At 39.6% G+C, this 19,502-nt stretch carries 13 protein-coding genes; 5 read left to right on the forward strand and 8 right to left on the reverse strand.

Annotation, left to right across the window (positions count from 1 at the left end; all coding sequences use genetic code 11):
- The first annotated feature begins 7 nt into the window (after window positions 1-7).
- Both DV942_RS10205 and ade read left to right on the forward strand, forming a co-directional pair.
- Window positions 8-1,984: an alpha-ketoacid dehydrogenase subunit alpha/beta gene (locus tag DV942_RS10205; protein WP_145857268.1), complete on the forward strand. Its 1,977-nt coding sequence runs from the start codon at window positions 8-10 to the stop codon at window positions 1,982-1,984.
- Window positions 1,985-2,081: 97 nt separating this feature from the next.
- Window positions 2,082-3,719 (forward strand): adenine deaminase, encoded by a 1,638-nt coding sequence (gene ade / locus DV942_RS10210; RefSeq protein WP_145857270.1) that lies wholly within the window; start codon window positions 2,082-2,084, stop codon window positions 3,717-3,719.
- An 88-nt stretch (window positions 3,720-3,807) separates the two neighbouring features.
- On the opposite strand, the gene DV942_RS10215 is transcribed toward ade, so the two are convergent.
- The 3 genes from DV942_RS10215 to DV942_RS10225 all read right to left on the reverse strand — a co-directional run bounded on the left by DV942_RS10215 (window position 3,808) and on the right by DV942_RS10225 (window position 7,175).
- Window positions 3,808-4,416: a SprT-like domain-containing protein gene (locus tag DV942_RS10215; protein WP_090986426.1), complete on the reverse strand. Its 609-nt coding sequence runs from the start codon at window positions 4,414-4,416 to the stop codon at window positions 3,808-3,810.
- Between the two features lie 45 nt (window positions 4,417-4,461).
- Entirely contained in the window at window positions 4,462-4,839 is a 378-nt protein-coding gene (locus tag DV942_RS10220; protein ID WP_145857272.1) for a GxxExxY protein, read from the reverse strand.
- 65 nt (window positions 4,840-4,904) lie between these two features.
- The gene (locus DV942_RS10225) at window positions 4,905-7,175 is read right to left on the reverse strand and encodes a helix-turn-helix domain-containing protein (protein WP_145857274.1); all 2,271 of its coding nucleotides are present in this window, start codon (window positions 7,173-7,175) and stop codon (window positions 4,905-4,907) included.
- 448 nt (window positions 7,176-7,623) lie between these two features.
- Here DV942_RS10225 and DV942_RS10230 point away from each other — a divergent pair, with 448 nt between their 5' ends.
- Window positions 7,624-9,207: a peptide chain release factor 3 gene (locus DV942_RS10230; RefSeq protein WP_090986418.1), complete on the forward strand. Its 1,584-nt coding sequence runs from the start codon at window positions 7,624-7,626 to the stop codon at window positions 9,205-9,207.
- A gap of 175 nt (window positions 9,208-9,382) precedes the next feature.
- On the opposite strand, the gene DV942_RS10235 is transcribed toward DV942_RS10230, so the two are convergent.
- Together DV942_RS10235 and DV942_RS10240 are read right to left on the reverse strand one after the other, a co-directional pair.
- A complete protein-coding gene (locus tag DV942_RS10235) occupies window positions 9,383-10,900 on the reverse strand; it encodes a glycoside hydrolase family 32 protein (protein WP_145857276.1) in 1,518 nt (505 codons plus the stop codon).
- A 70-nt stretch (window positions 10,901-10,970) separates the two neighbouring features.
- The gene (locus tag DV942_RS10240; protein ID WP_145857278.1) at window positions 10,971-12,011 is read right to left on the reverse strand and encodes a helix-turn-helix transcriptional regulator; all 1,041 of its coding nucleotides are present in this window, start codon (window positions 12,009-12,011) and stop codon (window positions 10,971-10,973) included.
- 1,027 nt (window positions 12,012-13,038) lie between these two features.
- On the opposite strand from DV942_RS10240, the gene DV942_RS10245 reads away from it, so the two are divergent.
- Window positions 13,039-14,136: a slipin family protein gene (locus DV942_RS10245; protein ID WP_145857280.1), complete on the forward strand. Its 1,098-nt coding sequence runs from the start codon at window positions 13,039-13,041 to the stop codon at window positions 14,134-14,136.
- A gap of 62 nt (window positions 14,137-14,198) precedes the next feature.
- Entirely contained in the window at window positions 14,199-15,623 is a 1,425-nt protein-coding gene (locus DV942_RS10250) for an RtcB family protein (RefSeq protein ID WP_145857282.1), read from the forward strand.
- Between the two features lie 368 nt (window positions 15,624-15,991).
- Here DV942_RS10250 and DV942_RS10255 read toward each other — a convergent pair whose 3' ends face one another.
- From DV942_RS10255 to argH, 3 genes are all read right to left on the reverse strand, one after another.
- Window positions 15,992-16,843, reverse strand: a complete 852-nt coding sequence (locus DV942_RS10255) for a hypothetical protein (RefSeq protein WP_145857284.1) — start codon at window positions 16,841-16,843, stop codon at window positions 15,992-15,994.
- A 70-nt stretch (window positions 16,844-16,913) separates the two neighbouring features.
- Window positions 16,914-18,167, reverse strand: coding sequence for a pyridoxal phosphate-dependent aminotransferase (locus DV942_RS10260; protein ID WP_145857286.1), 1,254 nt, complete (start codon window positions 18,165-18,167; stop codon window positions 16,914-16,916).
- A 1-nt stretch (window position 18,168) separates the two neighbouring features.
- Window positions 18,169-19,500 carry an argininosuccinate lyase gene (gene argH, locus DV942_RS10265; protein WP_145857288.1) on the reverse strand — a complete coding sequence of 444 codons (1,332 nt, stop codon included), beginning with the start codon at window positions 19,498-19,500 and terminating at the stop codon, window positions 18,169-18,171.
- Between the last annotated feature and the right edge of the window lie 2 nt (window positions 19,501-19,502).

A 19,502-nucleotide genomic window follows, 5' to 3' on the forward strand; every position in this document is an offset into this window, starting at 1 on the left:
ACCAGATATGCATTTCAACCGAAGAGATAAAGACGATGAATTCTTATTGGATTTATATAAAAAACTGCTTTATCCCAGAATGGTAGAGGATAAAATGCTTAAATTATTGCGGCAGGGACGTATAGGGAAATGGTTTTCGGGTATCGGACAGGAAGCCATTGCTGTGGGCAGTACCATGGCCATGCAGAAAGGTGAGTACATTTTACCCATGCATCGCAATTTAGGTGTTTTTACCTCACGTAATATTCCGCTAAAGAAATTAATGGCCCAATGGCAGGGCAAGTTAACCGGCTTTACCAAAGGCCGCGACCGCTCCTTCCATTTTGGGACCCAAGATTATAAAATTGTGGGTATGATCTCCCATTTAGGGCCACAAATGGCTCTAGCCAATGGCATCGCCCTGGCCGATCTTCTGGCTAATAAACAACAGGCTACACTGGTTTATACCGGCGAAGGCGCCACCAGTGAAGGCGATTTCCACGAAGCCGTAAACGTGGCAGCAGTTTGGGGCCTTCCTGTTATCTTTCTGATCGAAAACAACGGCTATGGCCTGTCAACCCCAACAGCAGAACAATACAGATGCAAAAACCTGGTTGATAAAGCCATTGGTTATGGCATAGAGGGTGTTCAGATCGACGGAAATAATATTTTAGAAGTTTATGATACCATTAACCAGCTGGCCATGGAAATCCGAAAAGATCCCAGACCTGTTTTGGTTGAGTGCATGACTTTCAGGATGCGTGGCCATGAAGAAGCATCAGGTACGAAATATGTTCCGCAGGAACTTTTTGACCAGTGGGAAAAGAAAGATCCTTTAAACAATTATGAGGCCTATTTAATTGAGCAAGGTATTTTAACAACAGATACCATTACGGATATTAAGATTCAGTTTAAGCAAGATATTGAATTAGCAGTAGAAGAAGCTTTTGAGGAGCCGGAACCCATTGCAGATCACGCGAAAGAAGAAAGGGACATGTACTTCCCTTACCAGTCCGAAATTGTTCAACCAGGCGAATCTGCTACTGAAAAAAGGTATCTGGATGCAATTAGTGATGCACTCGATCTCGCGATGGAAAAATATCCTAACCTGGTTTTAATGGGGCAGGATATTGCAGATTATGGTGGCGCCTTTAAAATTACGGATGGCTTTATGGGTAAATTCGGCAAAAACCGGGTGCGCAATACACCTATTTGCGAATCGGCCATTGTGGGCGCAGGTTTAGGGCTTTCTATAAACGGTTGCAAAGCTGTTGTAGAAATGCAATTTGCAGATTTTGTTACTGTAGGCTTTAACCAGATTGTAAACAATTTGGCCAAAACGCATTATCGCTGGGGCGAAAAGGCAGATGTAGTTGTACGTATGCCTACCGGCGCTGGAACAGGAGCCGGCCCTTTCCATTCGCAAAGTAATGAGGCCTGGTTTACTAAAACACCAGGCTTAAAAATTGTTTACCCCGCATTCCCTGAAGATGCCAAGGGTTTGCTTTTATCTGCCATAGCCGATCCCAATCCCGTAATCTACTTTGAACATAAATACCTTTATAGAAGCCTAACCGGGCCGGTACCCGATGGCTATTATACTACCGAAATAGGAAAAGCCATTACTTTAAAAACGGGAGACCAGTTTACGATCATTACCTATGGTTTAGGTGTACATTGGGCTTTAGAACATTTGAGCAGCCATCCTGAACAAGCAGCCACCCTGGTTGATCTGCGTACGTTACAGCCATGGGATCACGCAACGGTAAAGGAAGCTGTAAAAGCAACCGGAAGGGTATTGGTTTTACACGAAGATACCTTAACCAATGGTTTCGGGGCCGAGATTTCTGCTTGGATTGGCGAGCATCTTTTCCAATACCTGGATGCACCTGTAATGCGTTGTGCAAGTTTAGATACTGCCATTCCGATGAGCAAGGTGCTGGAAGATGATTTTCTGGCTAAAGCCAGATTAGCAGAACTAATTGATAAATTATTAAAATATTAAACAGAGGTTAATTGTATAACCTGTTTAAAATTGGTTAACTGTGTGTGCTAAACAATTAACCGGTTTAAACGATTAACCAGTTAAACATTCAAGCAACATGGGCACTTTCAAAGTCAGCGGAAATATAGTTAATATCGTAGAAAGTCATATTTTCTTTGGCGAAATAACGGTTGACGCCGGAAAAATAAAATCGATTACCCAAATTTCGGAAGAACGCCCGGGAAGCCCCTTCATTACGCCGGGCTTTATTGATAGCCATGTACATATCGAAAGCAGTATGCTCATTCCGAGCGAATTTGCGCGTCTGGCTGTGGTGCACGGTACAGTGGCGACCATTAGCGATCCGCACGAAATTGCGAACGTATGCGGTATGGAAGGGGTTGAATTTATGATTGAAAATGGCAACACCGTACCCTTTAAATTCAATTTCGGTGCACCAAGCTGCGTACCGGCTACTACCTTCGAAACTGCAGGCGCTGAGTTAAATCATGATGATGTTAAGGCACTTTTAGAACGCTCTGAGATTAAATACCTCAGCGAAATGATGAATTTTCCGGGAGTGTTGTATAAAGATGAAGAAGTTTTAAAAAAGATTGCTGCAGCCCACCAGCTCGGCAAACCTGTTGACGGACACGCGCCGGGCCTACGTGGAGATACCGTCCAAAAATACATAGATGCAGGTATTTCTACCGACCATGAATGTTTTACTGCCGAAGAAGCACTGGATAAGCTAAAGCGTGGCATGAAGATCCTGATCCGGGAAGGCAGCGCAGCCAAAAATTTTGAGGCATTAATCCATTTACTCCAGGATTGGCCCGAAATGATGATGTTCTGTAGTGATGACAAACACCCTGATAGTCTAGTTGAAAACCACATTAACGAAATTTGTGCCAGGGCAGTGGCCAAAGGAATCGATGTTTTTAAAGTGCTTCGCGCGGCTTGCATTAACCCCATCCTACATTATAAGCTTGAAGTTGGTGCGTTACAGGTAAACGATGATGCTGATTTTATTGTGATTGAAAACCTGATTAATTTTAAGGTAAAACAAACCTATATTAATGGGCTTTTACTAGCAGAAAACGGTAAAATGGTAGGCAACTGGATCAATCATTCAGCTAGTAAAGAATCAATTAACCATTTTGATTGCAGCTTGAAAAACGAAGAAGATTTTATCTTACCCTATCAAAACGAACAGGAGATTCCGGTTATTGAAGCCCTGGATGGTCAGTTGATCACCAATAAACTACATATAAAACCAAAAGTTGAAAACGGAAACATGGTGAGCGATGTAGAAAATGATATGCTAAAAATGGTGGTGGTTAACCGCTATCACGATGCGCCCATTGCCATTTCCTTTGTTAAGAACTTTGGTCTAAAAAAGGGCGCAATTGCCTCCAGTGTAGCGCATGATAGTCATAATATTATTGCCGTGGGTGTTGATGACAAAAGCATTTGTGCGGCGGTAAATATGGTGATTCAGGAAACTGGTGGAGTTGTCACTTTAGGAAACGGAAAGGAAGAGGTTCTACCGCTACCTGTTGCCGGTTTAATGAGTAACCATAATGGTTACGAGGTTGCTGCACGTTATACTGCTATCGATCAGTTTGCAAAAGACCTGGGGTCAACCCTGCTTGCTCCTTTTATGACACTTTCTTTTATGGCACTTTTGGTTATTCCGCATTTGAAACTGAGTGATAAAGGTTTATTTGATGGTGATGAGTTTAGGTTGATGTAATAATTTATACGTCACCCTGAATTTATTTCAGGGTCTTAGCAGCTAACTAAAGATGCTGAAACGAGTTCAGCAGGACGTTAGTGATACATTAATCCAACAAAAACACTTCAGCAAGCGGATTAAACAGGTAAATCCGCTTATCATCTAAACAAATACAGCGATATCGCTTTCTAATCTGTTCGCCTTTGGTAAAGCGACGGCCATCTTTGATTTTAAAGTTGGTATTAATTGGCAGTTGCTCTACATGTAAAGTTTCGCTTTTATTGCTGTCGTATTTTTTTAAGGCCCGCGATAAATGTAAATCAGAACAGCTTGAGGCCGCAGGATTCGACATATAATTGTCTATCGCCTGATGGATATCCTGCGGAAAAATATTCATATCAAAGAAAGGAACCATCATCCGCTGAAAGTTTTTCTTCCATTCGGTTCCGTGTGGCTTTACTTTATTTTTAAAATCATTCCAGGTTAGCAAATGGGCGAATTCGTGCACTGTGGTCACTAGAAACGCATAATGGTTGAGGTTAAAATTAACTGAAATACGATGGCCTTTACCACGGAATGGATGGCGGTAATCGCCTAATTTGGTAGAACGTGTTTTAGCGATCTTGAATTCGCATTGAAAATAATCAATCCACCTGGCAATTAGCGGGGCGGCCTCTGCAGGCATGTATTGCGCTAAAACTTTAACTTTCTCCATTTAACCGCAAAGTTCGCAAAGTTTTTCGCAAAGAAATAAAGAAAGTTATAAGCCATTAACAATTCTCTTTAATCCATCTTTTAAGCGGGAAACATTGAAATTCATTAATAAGCCTAACTTATAATTTCCCAATTTCATATAGGTCAAAGTTTGGGCAAGATGAACATCATTTAGCATCTCGACACTTTTCAACTCCAATACTAACTTATTTTCTACCAGTATATCTATTCTATAACCACACTCTAATCTAACATCCTCAAAAACCAAAGGCATTATCTTTTCTTTCTCAACCTGAAAACCTGCATGATCAATCTTATAGAACAAGCATTCTTTATAAGCACTTTCTAATAATCCTGGTCCCAAAGCGTTATGTACATCTATTGCCAATCCGATTACAATTCTTGATAATTCATTCTCATTCATAATCTTCAAATTAACTTTGCAAACTTCGCGTTTCTTTTCTTCGCGTTCTTTGCGGTTAAAAAAGATTATTCTTCTGTTGGAAACAGCGACGCCAGTACCATTTTTATCTCGCCGAAAGAATAATCTTTGCCTAAAAACTCCCTGATGGTAGCCATCGATTTTGTTTTCTGGCTTTCAACGGCATCTGTAATATTGCGGATTTTATTGGCCTTAACCAACTTCGTTACATCCAGTTGCTGTGTAGAAACATAATATGCCAAATGGCCCTCAATAGTACCAACCGATAAGCCCCGCTCCTTTGCAATTTCATCTAATGTTTTGCCCGCATTGTATAATTCAAAACTAATCAGCTTGGTATCGGGCTTCGGCTCTTTCTTTTTTTTCTCTGTAGCAGTTCTTACTTTTAGCGCCATGCCTTTAAGCGTAATTGCCTTTTTTAATTGAGCCTCTCTTTCTACTGCATTTAAAAGTGCATCGGTATCGGCCTTACTAAACTCTTTGCCATCAATAATGGCTTCCAGCAATGCTTTGCTTTTATGAATTTTCTTCAGCTGTTCATAAATCACAATTTCCAGTTCAAGCAGTTCAGTCAGGTAAGTTTTAACCTGTTTTTCTTCTTTTATGGCTTCAATTTGGGCTAAGAATTTATCTGACACCTCCTTAATCAGCGGACTGAAATATTTTACCGCGGCCTGTACCCGCTTGGACACATTGAACAATGTATGCTCGGTTTGTTGGGCAAACAAGTTTTTAAGCTGGTTTACAAAAGTATCAGCCGTCGCAGTAATTTTCTGGAAATCTTTATACAGATCCATTGTCCAATCATCATAGCGCTGTTTGGTCGATTTAGCCTCACTCTTATCAAAAGTTTGCATGTGTTCCTTAAAATAATAGCGTGCCATATTCAGATCGAAGGCCGATAACAGATAAGTCCTGATGAAATCATAGCTCTCGGCACTGATCTGCTGGTCGAGTACTTCTGTAGGCTGTTTGGTTTTAGAAAAATAATGGATGTTCTGGTCTTGCTGCAAACCGCTTTCGCGCAGGTGCGACGTTAACACCAACCCCTTGAGAGAGCGAAGGCGTGAAAGCGCCACATAAGCCTGCCCCGGGGCAAAAGCGTCACCAATATCAATAATGGCTTTATCAAAGGTTAAACCCTGACTTTTATGCACCGTAATGGCCCAGGCCAGTTTAATTGGATATTGCACAAAGGAACCTGCTACATTTTCTTCAATTTCATTCGTGGCCTCGTTCAGTTTATATTTTACGTTTTCCCAGGTATAAGGTGAAATCTGGATTACCGTTTTATCTTCTGGCAATTCAATTTCTACCAGATCTTTTTCAATGTGGTGCACCACTCCTATTTTCCCATTGTAATAGCGTTTTTCGGCGGTCATATCGTTTTTGATAAACATAATCTGCGCACCAACTTTCAGTTCCAGGCTCCTATCATTAGGATAAGCATGTTCATTAAATTCACCTGTTATCCTGGCTTCAAAAAAATACGATTTCGTTTTCAGTTGAGTTAACCTTTCGCGGTTAATGCCATCAGCCTTATGATTATGCGTCGTTAAGGTGATGTAATTGTCATCTGCTGCCGGCTTAAAATCACGGATAAAATGCTGTTGCAATAATGCCGTGTCCTGCGGGGTAATCTGGTTATTCCGCAAGTTATTCAACAGGTCAATAAAAACAGCATCATCCTGGCGGTAAATTTTATCCAGCTCGATATATACCGGTGGATTATCTTGCAATGCCAGCGCATCAAAAAAATAAATACTCTTATAAAATCCGGCCATTACCCGCCATTCGTCATTTTTAACCACAGGCGGCAACTGGTGTAAATCACCAATAAATAAAAGCTGTACGCCCCCAAACGGTACATTTTTACTCCTCCTGATGTAGCGCAGGGCAAAATCAATGGCATCAAGCATATCCGCCCTCAGCATACTTACCTCATCAATTACCAACAGTTCCAGTTCCTGAATCAGGCGCCTTTTATTGCCCTGCATATTTAAATGCCTGGCCAGGGTACGTGGTGTATTAAAGTTGAAGCTAATCTGCTGATTGATAATATTTCCGGCTGCATCAGGGAAAAAAGCACCAAAAGGCAGCTGAAAAAGAGAATGGATCGTAACCCCGGCAGCATTAATCGCCGCTATACCTGTTGGCGCACAAATAATCGCTTTTTTATGCGTAAGCTGAATCAGTTTCCGCAAAAAGGTCGTTTTACCTGTTCCCGCTTTTCCGGTTAAAAAAACGTGTTTAGAGGTATAATTCACAAATTTAGCCGCGATCTCAGCGGGCATAGAAGTTTCTTCTAATGTAGGCATCTGCAATAAAATTTTAGTTTGCTAAACAGGGAGGATAAATAAAGCTAAACATTTTAGCACAAAACTAAAGAATCATTGGTGAGAAATTTTAATTTTAAGTTGATATTTTTGGTCTAAACCTTTAATTAAGCAATAATTCCTGAATTGGCGAACCCAAAAACCTTGATAGAACTGCCCCAGAAGCAATATAAACCTGGACAGGAATGGCAGCCTCCGATTTCTACAAGCGGAGCTATAGTGTATGACAGGGCTGTAATAACAAAAGAACAACTGCCGCAGCTTTTCAATCTTAAAAATTGCAATCAGTTTTCAATTAAACAATTAACCACTTAAAACAGTTAACCAAATTCCCTATCTTTGCAACCTGATGAAACAACACTATTCAAATCTTATCGCTGTTAAATTCCTTTAACAAGGTTTCATCATCTCTTATACCCAAAATTTTATTATGCTTAACCCTGAAATAGAAAAACGTAAAACCTTTGCCATTATTAGTCACCCCGATGCCGGTAAAACCACACTGACAGAAAAATTTCTGCTTTTTGGTGGTGCCATCAACACCGCTGGTGCAGTAAAAAGAAATAAGGCCAACCAGAGCAATACCTCCGATTTTATGGAGATTGAAAAGCAAAGGGGTATCTCTGTTGCTACCTCGGTAATGGGTTTCGAATACAGCGGTAAGCGTATTAATATTCTGGACACTCCGGGTCACAAAGATTTCGCCGAAGATACCTACCGTACTTTATCTGCTGTGGATAGCGTGATTTTAGTGGTTGATTGTGTTAAGGGTGTGGAGGAACAGACAGAAAAGCTCATGTCGGTTTGCCGTATGCGGAATACGCCTGTAATTATCTTCATCAATAAAATGGACCGTGAAGGTAAAGAAGCTTATGATTTACTGGATGAAATTGAAGAAAAACTAAACATCAGCCTTTGCCCGCTTTCCTGGCCTATTGGGCAGGGACATACTTTCAAAGGTGTTTACAGCATTTACAACAAACATTTAAATTTATTTAACTCCGATAAAACCAAGGTAACCGATTCGGTTATTGCCGTTAATGACCTGAACGATACCTCGCTCCTGGATTACCTCAAAGAAAATGAAATCAACACGCTGAAAGATGATGTTGAATTGGTTGATGGTATTTACGGCAAAATTGATAAAGATTTATATACCGATGGTTTAGTTGCGCCTGTATTTTTTGGCAGTGCAATTAATAATTTTGGGATTAAAGAGCTTTTAGATACCTTTATTGATATCGCTCCTAGTCCTCGTCACCGTGAAGCTGAAGAACGTGATGTACTGGTAGAAGAAAAAAACTTTAGTGGTTTTGTATTTAAAATACACGCAAACTTAGACCCTAAACACCGCGATCGGATTGCATTTTTGAGGATCTGCTCCGGTAAATTTGAACGCAATAAATTCTATTACCATACCCGTCAGGATAAAAAACTAAAATTCTCTAACCCGATGGATTTTATGGCCAACGAGAAGAGCATTGTAGAAGAAGCCTGGCCAGGTGATGTAGTGGGTTTGTATGATAGCGGAAACTTTAAAATTGGCGATACTTTAACTGAAGGTGAAAAACTACAGTTTAAAGGAATTCCAAGTTTCTCTCCTTCTATTTTTAAAGAGGTAGAGAATATGGATCCGATGCGCACCAAACAGCTGGAAAAAGGAATTGAACAATTAACTGACGAAGGGGTAGCACAATTATTTGTGATGCAGCCCGGAAACCGGAAAGTAATTGGCGCAGTAGGTGAACTTCAGTTTGAGGTAATCAACTTCCGTTTAGAGCATGAATACGGGGCTAAATGCCGTTTCCGTACGTTAAGTTATACCCGTTCGAGCTGGGTAACTTCTACCGATAGAAAGAAATTGGATGAGTTTGTAAAACGCAAGCAACAGCACATCGGCTTTGATAAAGAAGCCAATCCTGTTTATCTGGCAGATAGTGAATATATGATTAATTTAACCAAACAGGATTATCCGGATATCGAATTTCATAAAACAAGTGAATTTAAATCTTAAAGTCGGAAGTCTATAAAGGCAAAAAACCTTTTCTAAGTTTTTAGAAAAGGTTTTTATGTATAATATACTTCCGTCATTGCGAGAAGGCTTTTTCAGCCGACGAAGCAATCGTTATGGGAACAATCGTTAGCTTGAAAGATTGCTTCGTCGTTCCTCCTTATAATGACGATTTCAACTATTTCTTACTCAAATCCCATATTTTTAAACTACTCAGCGCACTTTTTCCATCTTTTGAAAATGCTGTAATTCCAGTAGCCTTTTCATCCGGGAAAATCATGGTAGAAATAACCTTTTCACCACCATTTCCAAAAACTTCGAGTGATGATTTATCAATCAGGATCTGAATTTTCACTTTACCATTAATAGGATTTATTTTAGCTGTTTGAATGATATTTTTATCGTTTTTAATACCTTTTTCTGAACGCGAACAATCTACATAAAGCTCATTTTTGTCAGCCCGATAACCTACTTCAATTTCTTTAATCACTTTCCCTTGTCCATCTTTTAACTGGGCCAGCTTAAAACCTGAATTTTTAGCATTACTCAAATCAAATTCTGCTTCAATCCAGTTTGCATTAATAATTTCACCCAGTTTCAATTCGCCGCTAACAACCAGATTTTGTTTGGAAATAACCCGGTTTTGAGCCAGTTTTCTAAGATTGTTTGCAATAACCGAACTCGGCTGCTGAAACAATCTTACGCCATCGGGCATAGTTTTTAAAGTTAAATCCCTCGGAATAGACATCTGCCCTTTCCATGGAAAGGTTTCCTTACCTCCCGGTTGCAACCAACCCAATAAGATGCGTTTATCATTTGGTGCATTGTTCCAGGGAATAGCTGCATAAAATGAATCGCCATCATCCACCAGTAGCGTTAACTGACCGTCATTATCATTTTTAAAGATTTTGCCATCAAAATCGCCCACAAAATATTGCATGGTAGGTCCTTTTGGACCAAACAACGAGATCATGAGTACCCACTTTGTATTGTTCTTATTTCCATCTACCGCCAGCGGAACAATAAAAGGACATTCCCATCCGCTGCCCTGATTACCTTGTTTACCAAAATCGCTCAGTATGGCCCAGTCTTTCAGGTTTTTTGAGCCATAAAACCTAACCTGGTGCTCATCAACCATCGCAACCGTCATGATCCATTGCTTAGAAGCGTCGTGCCACCATACATTCGGATCGCGAAAATCTTTTTTATTTAAATCGATAATTGGATTTTTTGTATAATCGGTAAACGTTAAACCGTCATCGTTGCTATAGGCCATATACTGCGATTCGTTATGCTGTTTAGGTAAATCAGCCGTATAAAAGGCCAGAATAGGTGCTTTATCCTTGCCTAAACCACTCACATTTTGTTTATCCAGAACCGCCGAACCAGAAAAAATCATGGTGGTGGTGTCTTTGGTTATTTTTTCTGGAATTGCAACGGGCAGGTGTTCCCAATTAACCAGGTCTTTGCTTTTTGCATGCCCCCAACTCATATGCCCCCATTTATTTTCGAAGGGATTATACTGGTAATACAAATGGTATTCGCCATTGAGATAAATTAATCCATTAGGATCATTAAGCCAATTAGTTGGTGCGGTAAAATGATAATTGGGTCGCCATTGAGGAGTAGCTTGCTGTGCGGATATGCTCAAAGAACAAGCCATCAAGATAGATAAGATATATTTGGTTCTGCTCATATTTGGTTATTCAGCCCTTAAAATACAGATAAAAACCCAATCACTAAAACGTTTAACTAAATTACAATACTCAAGTCTTCGATTCTTTTTTTTCTTCTGCTATTTCATATTGTTTGTAGGTCTGTTCTAAACGACGCTTAATTTTAGCAATCAGCAGCCTTGGTGAACGCACTTTAACGCATTCCCCAAAACCCAATATTTCGCGCTCCAGTTCATAATTCAGCACCACATCAATCCTGAAAACAGTAGTTTTATCATTTTTGTTCAATACCACCTGCGAGGTATGCAAAGGTTTGGTAATGACATAGGGTGCATGATCGTTCGTAAATTCCAGAATCACTTTTTGTGGCCGGTCTCTCTCACTTTTGGTTACCCCGATTAAATCGTCATAATAACGGTCAAAATCCACTCCTTCATAAGCAATAAACGGTTCGTTTGGTAATTCCTGAAATTCAACTATCCTATCGAGTGCTAAATTTAATATTCCGGGCCGCTTTTTCGCCTTGCAAATCAAAAACCAGCGGTTACGGTACTCTTTTAACAGGTAGGGGAAATAAATGCCTTGCTGTGCCTGTTGCGCTTTGAACGATTTATATTCAATCAGCAATGACCGTTTATTTAGAACCGCCTGATAAAGCGGCGGAATACATTCCAGACCTTTCACCAGCTTATTGCTTTCCAGCTGAATGTTGTTTCCGCTCTGTTTGGTCGATTTATAAAGGTTATTCTCCAAACGGGCAATCATATCGCTCATTTCATCGAAATAATTAAAAGCATTAAACTGCTTCAGCACCCCCACAATTTCTTTCATTTTATCAACATCAGCATGGTTGATCGGTGCTTTTGTAATACTAAAACCGGGGTCTTCGTAAGCATAAAACCGTCTGTCTTTTACCACAATAGGTGCGTTATAACCTAGTTTATCACTCCTCATCAACTGGATATCGGCCTGTATAGTGCGCTTACTTACCCCACTGGTTATGCCTTCCAGTTCGTAAAGGGTTTCGGCAACCTTTTCAATCAGATCATCTAGGGTCCACTTGCGAAAGCGGTTTCTCAGACAATCGTCGATAGTTTTGTAACGAATAAGGGCTAATTTATTGATGGCCATTTTGAGGTAATTAGCGTGTAGGTTAAAAAATCTGGTATTTATGCTTCGGTTAAATATAACTAAGTTACCGATAACTGCGCAATAGAATTACGCAATTGGACACTTAAAACATGAAACTTATTAAAAAGTAAATTTTAAAACACTGATAAACAAAACTTTGATTAAAGATCATTAAAATTTTATTTACTACGCAATTCCTCCGCGCAGGACTGGTGGCATCTTTGTCATGTCGCCAGTCGATAATGAAGTTCTTTGAAAAAAATCAAAAATAATAACTGATTTACAAGAAATTAAACTGCTTTAAAATACGCGCTCTCACGGCGCTGCTCGTTTTCTGAGTAGCGCTTTATTCCGAAGCCCCCTGTTCCGGATCTGCGGAACAGGGTTAAAGGCAGCAATAAATAGTTTAAGTAAATCATTACCTATAAAGAAATTCCGGTGAATAACCGGGATGGCAATACTACATAACACTGATCGCAGTTGAGGGTTTCTACATAGCCCCAAAGTATTCGTGCGATAGCATGGAATATACTGGTCAGGATTGTGCTGGTTTTTGTCTTAACACGTTGTGTGTCGTGGGTTCGAATCCCACTTCCGGAGCAATCCGGAATAACTCAGGGGTTAGAGTAACAACCAAATATGCAGGTTCGAATCCTGCTTCCAAGGTGTTGGAATAGCTAATTGGTAAGCGTTTAGGGCTCAAAATCCAAAACAAAAAAAGAAGGGTAACTTTTCAAATTACTCAAAAAACTACCTTGTAAAACCACATTCTGCTTAATGGTTCTTTTATGTTCCTGAAAGGCAAATTTGCTTTTGCTTTGAAAATAAAACGATAAACGAACTGATTTAAAAGTCAGGTTATTTTAAACGTTAGAATCAATCTCAGGATCTCAGCTAACTGAAAAAATAATTTCACTCTTAAACACATCAGGATTCAATTTATTTCCGCAAAAACCAGATGAATGTGCTTTTACAAGGCTTTGTAAGCAAAACAATTAAATAATTATAAATCTTAACATCAAAAAACATGAAAAGAGTAACCATTAACACCAATGATGTTGGATTGGTGTTTAAAAGAGGAAAATTAAAAAACGTATTAACTGCAGGAACCTACTGGTTAGGTTTTGGAGAAGATATCACTTTGTTTGATATGGGGAAAGAGTATTTTTTCACTCTTGCAGAACTAGAAGTGCTGTTAACAAACACTGATTTTACTAACCTGGTCCATGTAGTAGATGTAGCCGATAATGAGTTGGCACTGGTTTACAGAAATGGAAATTTCAAAAGTGTTTTAACTGCGGGCAAGCATGCCATCTGGAAAGGTTTGTCTGCCTATCACTTTGTCAAAATTGATATTAGTAACATCAACATTGATGAGACGGTTGATAAAAATATGTTAGAGAAAGCACCTTTATTAAATTATATCAGGGCTTTCAAAGTGGAGTCTTTCGAAAAAGCCCTGTTATTTGTTGATGGCAAATTTGAAAGGGTAATGGAAGCCGGAAACTATGTTTACTGGAAAAATGCCACTACGATTCAAGTTTTAAAAACCGATATGAGGCAATTGAATATGGAGATTATCGGACAAGAGATCTTAACTAAGGATAAAGCACAATTGAGGGTAAACTTCAGCATTCAATATCAAGTTGATGACATTATCAAAGCCTTATTAGCAAACAAAGATTTTGATAAGCAATTGTATATTACGATGCAATTGGCCTTACGGGAATCAGTTGGCTTAATGACCTTTGATGAGTTGATGGAAGGCAAAGAGAGAATTGCCGTACAAGTAATGGATTTAACTTTAGCTAAAGCAACCGATTTGGGTGTAAAATTAATTAACTGCGGTGTTAAAGATATTATTTTGCCAGGCGATGTGAAGGAGATTATGAACCAGGTTTTAATTGCCGAGAAAAGAGCGCAAGCCAATATCATTACCAGGAGAGAAGAAACGGCTTCAACCAGAAGTTTGCTAAATACAGCCAAATTAATGGAAGAAAATTCGATGTTGTATAAATTGAAAGAGATGGAATATGTGGAGAAAATCGCAGAAAAGATCAATAACATCAGCTTATCGGGTAGCGGCCAAATTGTGGATCAATTGAAGCAAATCTTCGTGAAATAAATTAAATTTAGAAACCCCTCGGTTAGGTGAATGTTACCTGCCGGGGATTAATAAAGAATAAAATGAAAAACAACATAACAGGAAAAGACCTGATTGAAATAGGTTATTCCGAAGGGAAAATACTAGGCCTGGCCTTGGAGATTTTGAAAGCAAATTTCACAGATACAGAAGAAAAAGAATTGCTGGCTTTATTTAAAAAAGTTAAAGATTACCCGGAAAGTTTTTTGGATGATCCGGTTTTAAAACCATTGGCCACAGCGATGATTAAGGAGGCCAATATACCAAAAGACGAAACCATTGAACTGGTAGACCATGTCAGACCCTACGCGGTATTTGGTTCTGATTATATTGAAGAAGGTGCCAGAAACCAAATGGATATTGCCATGAAATTACCGGTATCGGTAGCAGGTGCTTTAATGCCCGATGCACATCAAGGTTATGGTTTGCCTATAGGTGGTGTACTGGCTACAAAAAATACCATTATTCCTTATGGTGTGGGTGTTGATATTGGCTGCCGAATGGCCCTGAGCATTTTTGATATTCCGGAAAAACATTATTTCGGTAAAGATGCCATGTACAAACGGGAACTGATTGCTTTTACTAAATTCGGAGCAGGCAGAGAGTTTAGGGGTTTGGAAAGAGCCGAACACGAAGTATTGGATCACGACGCTTTCAACTCCACCACTTTTCTGAAAAATTTACATGGGAAAGCCTGGGCACAATTGGGTACATCGGGCGGGGGTAACCATTTTGTAGAATGGGGGATTATTGATTTTGCTGACCGCGACGAAGTTTTAAATATTGATAAAGGTCGTTATGTAGCTTTATTAACCCACTCAGGTTCACGTGGTTTAGGCGCTACCATTGCCGGTCATTACACCAAACTGGCAAAAGAGATCTGTAAATTGCCTAAAGAGGCTGCAAACCTGGCTTATTTAGACCTGAATACTGCTGAAGGCCAGGAGTATTGGATGGCCATGAACTTAGCTGGCGATTATGCTTCGGCTTGTCATGAGGTAATTCATAAAAGGTTAACCAAAGCCATTGGTGCAAAGGTTTTAGCCAAGGTAGAAAACCACCATAATTTTGCATGGAAAGAGTTGATTAACGGTGAAGAAGTGATTGTTCACCGTAAAGGTGCTACTCCGGCCGGTAAGGGCGTGATGGGGATTATACCGGGAAGTATGACCGCTCCAGGATTTCTGGTTAGAGGTAAAGGTGAAACCAGCGCAATCAATTCGGCATCACATGGTGCCGGCAGACAAATGAGCAGGACGAAAGCGATCCAATCGATTACCAAATCGGACATGAAAGCCATTTTGAAAGACCACAACGTGACCTTAATTGGAGCAGGACTTGACGAAGCCCCAATGGCTTATAAAGACATCCATAAAGTAATGGCGGCCCAAACCGAACTGGTTGATGTAGTGGCCAAATTCGAGCCTAAAATGGTAAGAATGGCGGATGATGGAAGCAGGGAGGATTAGTTTTGAGTTGGGAGTTCTTAGTCTAAAATCTAATTTAACCTCGCTGGTTCAAACCTGCGAGGTTTTTTAGGTCTTTTCCAACAAAAGAAATCTGATTTTAAATTTGAAATGGGATTTTCTAATAAACCAGAGCTCGATTAACACATACATGCTATGTTTAATCGTGGTACTATTCAGAACCTAAACGTCATGCTGAATTTATTTCAGCATCCTTTATCCGCGGCATATACCCTGAAATAAATTACCTTCGGTGAGTTCACTAAGGCTCGGTTCAGGGTAACGACAGCTTCTTGAATATATCTTCTGAATTCTTTTAAGTTCACTCTATTAATTGAGTGTGCATGATCAAAAAGTTCAGAATTTTTTAATTAAATGTTAGCGTTCTCGAGAGGATAAAATTTCAGTATGCTTTTTAGTTTTTTATCTTTCGCCTTTCCTGTAGGGTTTGATACATTTATCACGCTGATGTACTTGGTTGGATCGCCGGTGGATTCAAAAATCAGTACTTCGGAATAATCAGTTGCATTTATTAATGAAGGCTGATCCTGTAAAACCGTAAAATTTCGCCGCTTTAATGCTTCTACAATTGTTTCTTTATTTTCTACCAGTGGAATGCGATGGGTAATTTTTCGCCTTTTCATCCAGTTATCATTAATTTCAGAGTAGGGATGGATGACCTGACCATTCAAAACACCAAATATTGCACCCCCAAGAATAACGATAAATTCACCCGCCCAAATCACCCACAATAATAAGCCGCTAATGATACCTATGCTTTCGATGCGGAATGTACCTATTTCATTCATATTAGTAATTTCCTGAAATAAAATATGGGGATGCGTAAAAAGGAAAAAGAAGTCTTGAGCTAAAAACTTCAAATCATTGCCATTCAGGTTAAAAGTAAAACCTTTCCTACTATAGGCTAAAGTATCAAACAACACCCATTGAATATAAAAGGCAAATAACCCGCAAAAGATAGCAATAATGGTAACGATTTTTTTATTCCTGAGTTTTCCGATCTTAACCCCAAGATCAATAAAAAACCCTAAACCCAGACCTAAAAGAAAAGCAATAATGGCAATGAACCAAATATTGGGAATAAGCCTTCCGAGGATAATGTAGAAAACCGGAAGAATGAGTGATGCCAATATACCAATGGCAAGTGTAGTAAGAATAGCTGAGGTAGAAGCGTAACCCTGAGGCGTGTATTTTGGTTCCATATAAGCGCGAAATGAGATTTTTATCTGAACACTCCATCATTCAATTTGTTTGATGGAGTGTTCAGATTCTCTATTTCAATTTGCTTAATGCCAGTTTTATTCTAGGCAGCATGTCTTTTATATCCTGTAAAGTACAAGCCCCTACTGATGCCCGGAACCAAGGCATACTATGCTCATTTCCGAATGCAGAGAACGGCACCAAAGCAGCTCCGGCTTCTTTAATTAAATAAAAATTAACATCTGCACTATCTTTTAAAAGCTGACCATCTTCGGTTGTTTTACCAATATAATCTATTTTAATGGTCAGATAAATGGCCCCCATAGGTTCTACTGCATCTACATTAAAACCTTCAGCCTTTAAATCATTAAAACCATTGTAGAGTGCATTTAAACTATCCTGGATTTGTGCTTTGAAGCTGGTTAAAAAGGCATCAACCTGAGGCTTATTGTTAAAATAGTTAGACATTGCAACCTGCTCTGCTTTTGGCGCCCAGGCACCCATATGGCCTACAAGCGCTTTCATCCTATTTACAATATCTTCCGGGCCAAATCCCCAACCTACGCGTACACCTGTGGCAGCAAGGCATTTAGAACTACCATCAACAAAAATGGTAAACGGTTTCATTTCCGGGCGTAGCGAAACCGGATTTACATGTTCTTTATCAAAAGTTAAAAGAGAATAAATCTGATCGTACATCAGGTAAAGCGGCTTTTCGTCCGTTCCCCTTGTTGCATTTTCCTCTAAAACAGCATCACAAATCTCAGCCAGGGCATTAGCATCAAACATGGTACCCGTTGGGTTTAAAGGCGAACAAAGGGCCAATAATGTTGCGCCTTTTAAATGCGGTTTTAACTGTGCCGCAGTTGGCATAAAGTTATGCGCTGCGTCGGTTTCAACTGCAATGGCATTTGCCGATGTTAAATGGCAGTAGTGGTTATTGTTCCATGATGGTGCAGGAAACACTACAGTATCACCCGGATCAATCAATGCCAGAAAAGTAGCATAAATTAAAGGCCGCGAACCGCCTGAAACTAAAATGCTATTGGCATTATACGCTAATCCAAATCTGTCTTTTAATAATTCAGAAACGGTTTCTCGTAATTGCAAAACACCATCTGCAGGTGGATAATTAGTTTGGTTGGCATTATACGCTTCCACAATTCCCGCTTTTAACTCAGCTGGGATTGGATAAATATTTGAATCAAAATCGCCAATGGTCAGGTTAGCGATAGATGCACCTTTGCGCTTCATTTCGTTAACTTCGTTACCAATTTTTATAATTTCTGATCCAATTAATGAATTGGCTATTACTGAAACTTTCATATTATGCTATTAAATCTGCTATTGCTTTATTCACTTTTTCAAAACCAAATTGAGACAGAACCTCCTGCATTGCTGCCGAAATCTGCTCATTGCAAAGGTTACCGATGCTTCCTTCGTGTGTATGATGTATGTGGCTAGATGGGGCAAATGTACCACTTTCAATTTGCTCGCCAACTATTTTATAAGCTTCTCTAAATGGCACGCCTTTTAACGCAAGGTCATTAACCACTTCAACACTAAACAGGTAATCGTATTTTTTATCTTTTAAAATATCATCCTTTATGGTAATGTTCTGAAACATAAAGGTGGCGATTTCCAGACACTCATTAAGCGAAGTAATGGCAGGGAAAAGATTTTCTTTTAATAGTTGTAAATCGCGGTGATAGCCTGATGGCAGATTGGTAATCATCATCGCAATTTCATTTGGCAAAGCCTGAATTTTATTACAGCGCGAACGGATCAGCTCAAAAACATCAGGATTCTTTTTATGTGGCATAATGCTCGAACCTGTTGTCAATTCAGGAGGAAAACTAATAAAGCCGAAATTCTGATTAATGAAGAGGCAAACATCCATAGCCATTTTTGCAAGCGTTGCGGCAACAGCGCTCATGGCCTGCGCCAGGATTCTCTCGGTTTTACCACGCCCCATTTGTGCATAAACCACATTATAGTTCAGGCTTTCAAAACCCAACAATTGGGTAGTCAATGTTCTGTTTAACGGGAATGATGAGCCGTAACCTGCTGCAGAGCCTAATGGATTTTTATTGGTGATTTTCCAGGCAGCCAGCATCAGTTCCATATCATCGGCAAGGCTTTCGGCATAAGCACCAAACCATAAGCCAAATGAGGAAGGCATAGCAATCTGTAAATGCGTATAACCTGGCAATAATTTATCTTTATGGGTATTGCTCAGCTCGATTAACTGATTAAACAAAGTAGCCGTCTGGTTAACCATATCTTCAATACAGGCACGGAAAAACAGTTTTAAATCGACCAAAACCTGATCATTACGTGAACGGCCACTATGGATTTTTTTACCTGCTTCGCCTATGCGTTGTGTGAGCAACCATTCTACCTGCGAGTGTACATCTTCCACCGTATCTTCAATCGTAAAGTTACCCGCTTCAATCTCAGCGTAAATATTTTTCAATTCCTGCTGAACGGTTTTTAACTCTTCTGCGGTAAGCAAATTTATCGTTTCCAACATTTCAGTATGCGCCAGTGAACCCAGTACATCAAATTTTGCCATTTGCAGATCAAGCTCACGGTCTTTACCTACAGTGAAACGTTCTACAAACTGATTTACATCAATATTTTTTTGCCAAATTTTCATTT

The sequence above is a fragment of the Pedobacter suwonensis genome (assembly GCF_007833675.1).
Classification (GTDB): Bacteria; Bacteroidota; Bacteroidia; order Sphingobacteriales; family Sphingobacteriaceae; genus Pedobacter; species Pedobacter suwonensis.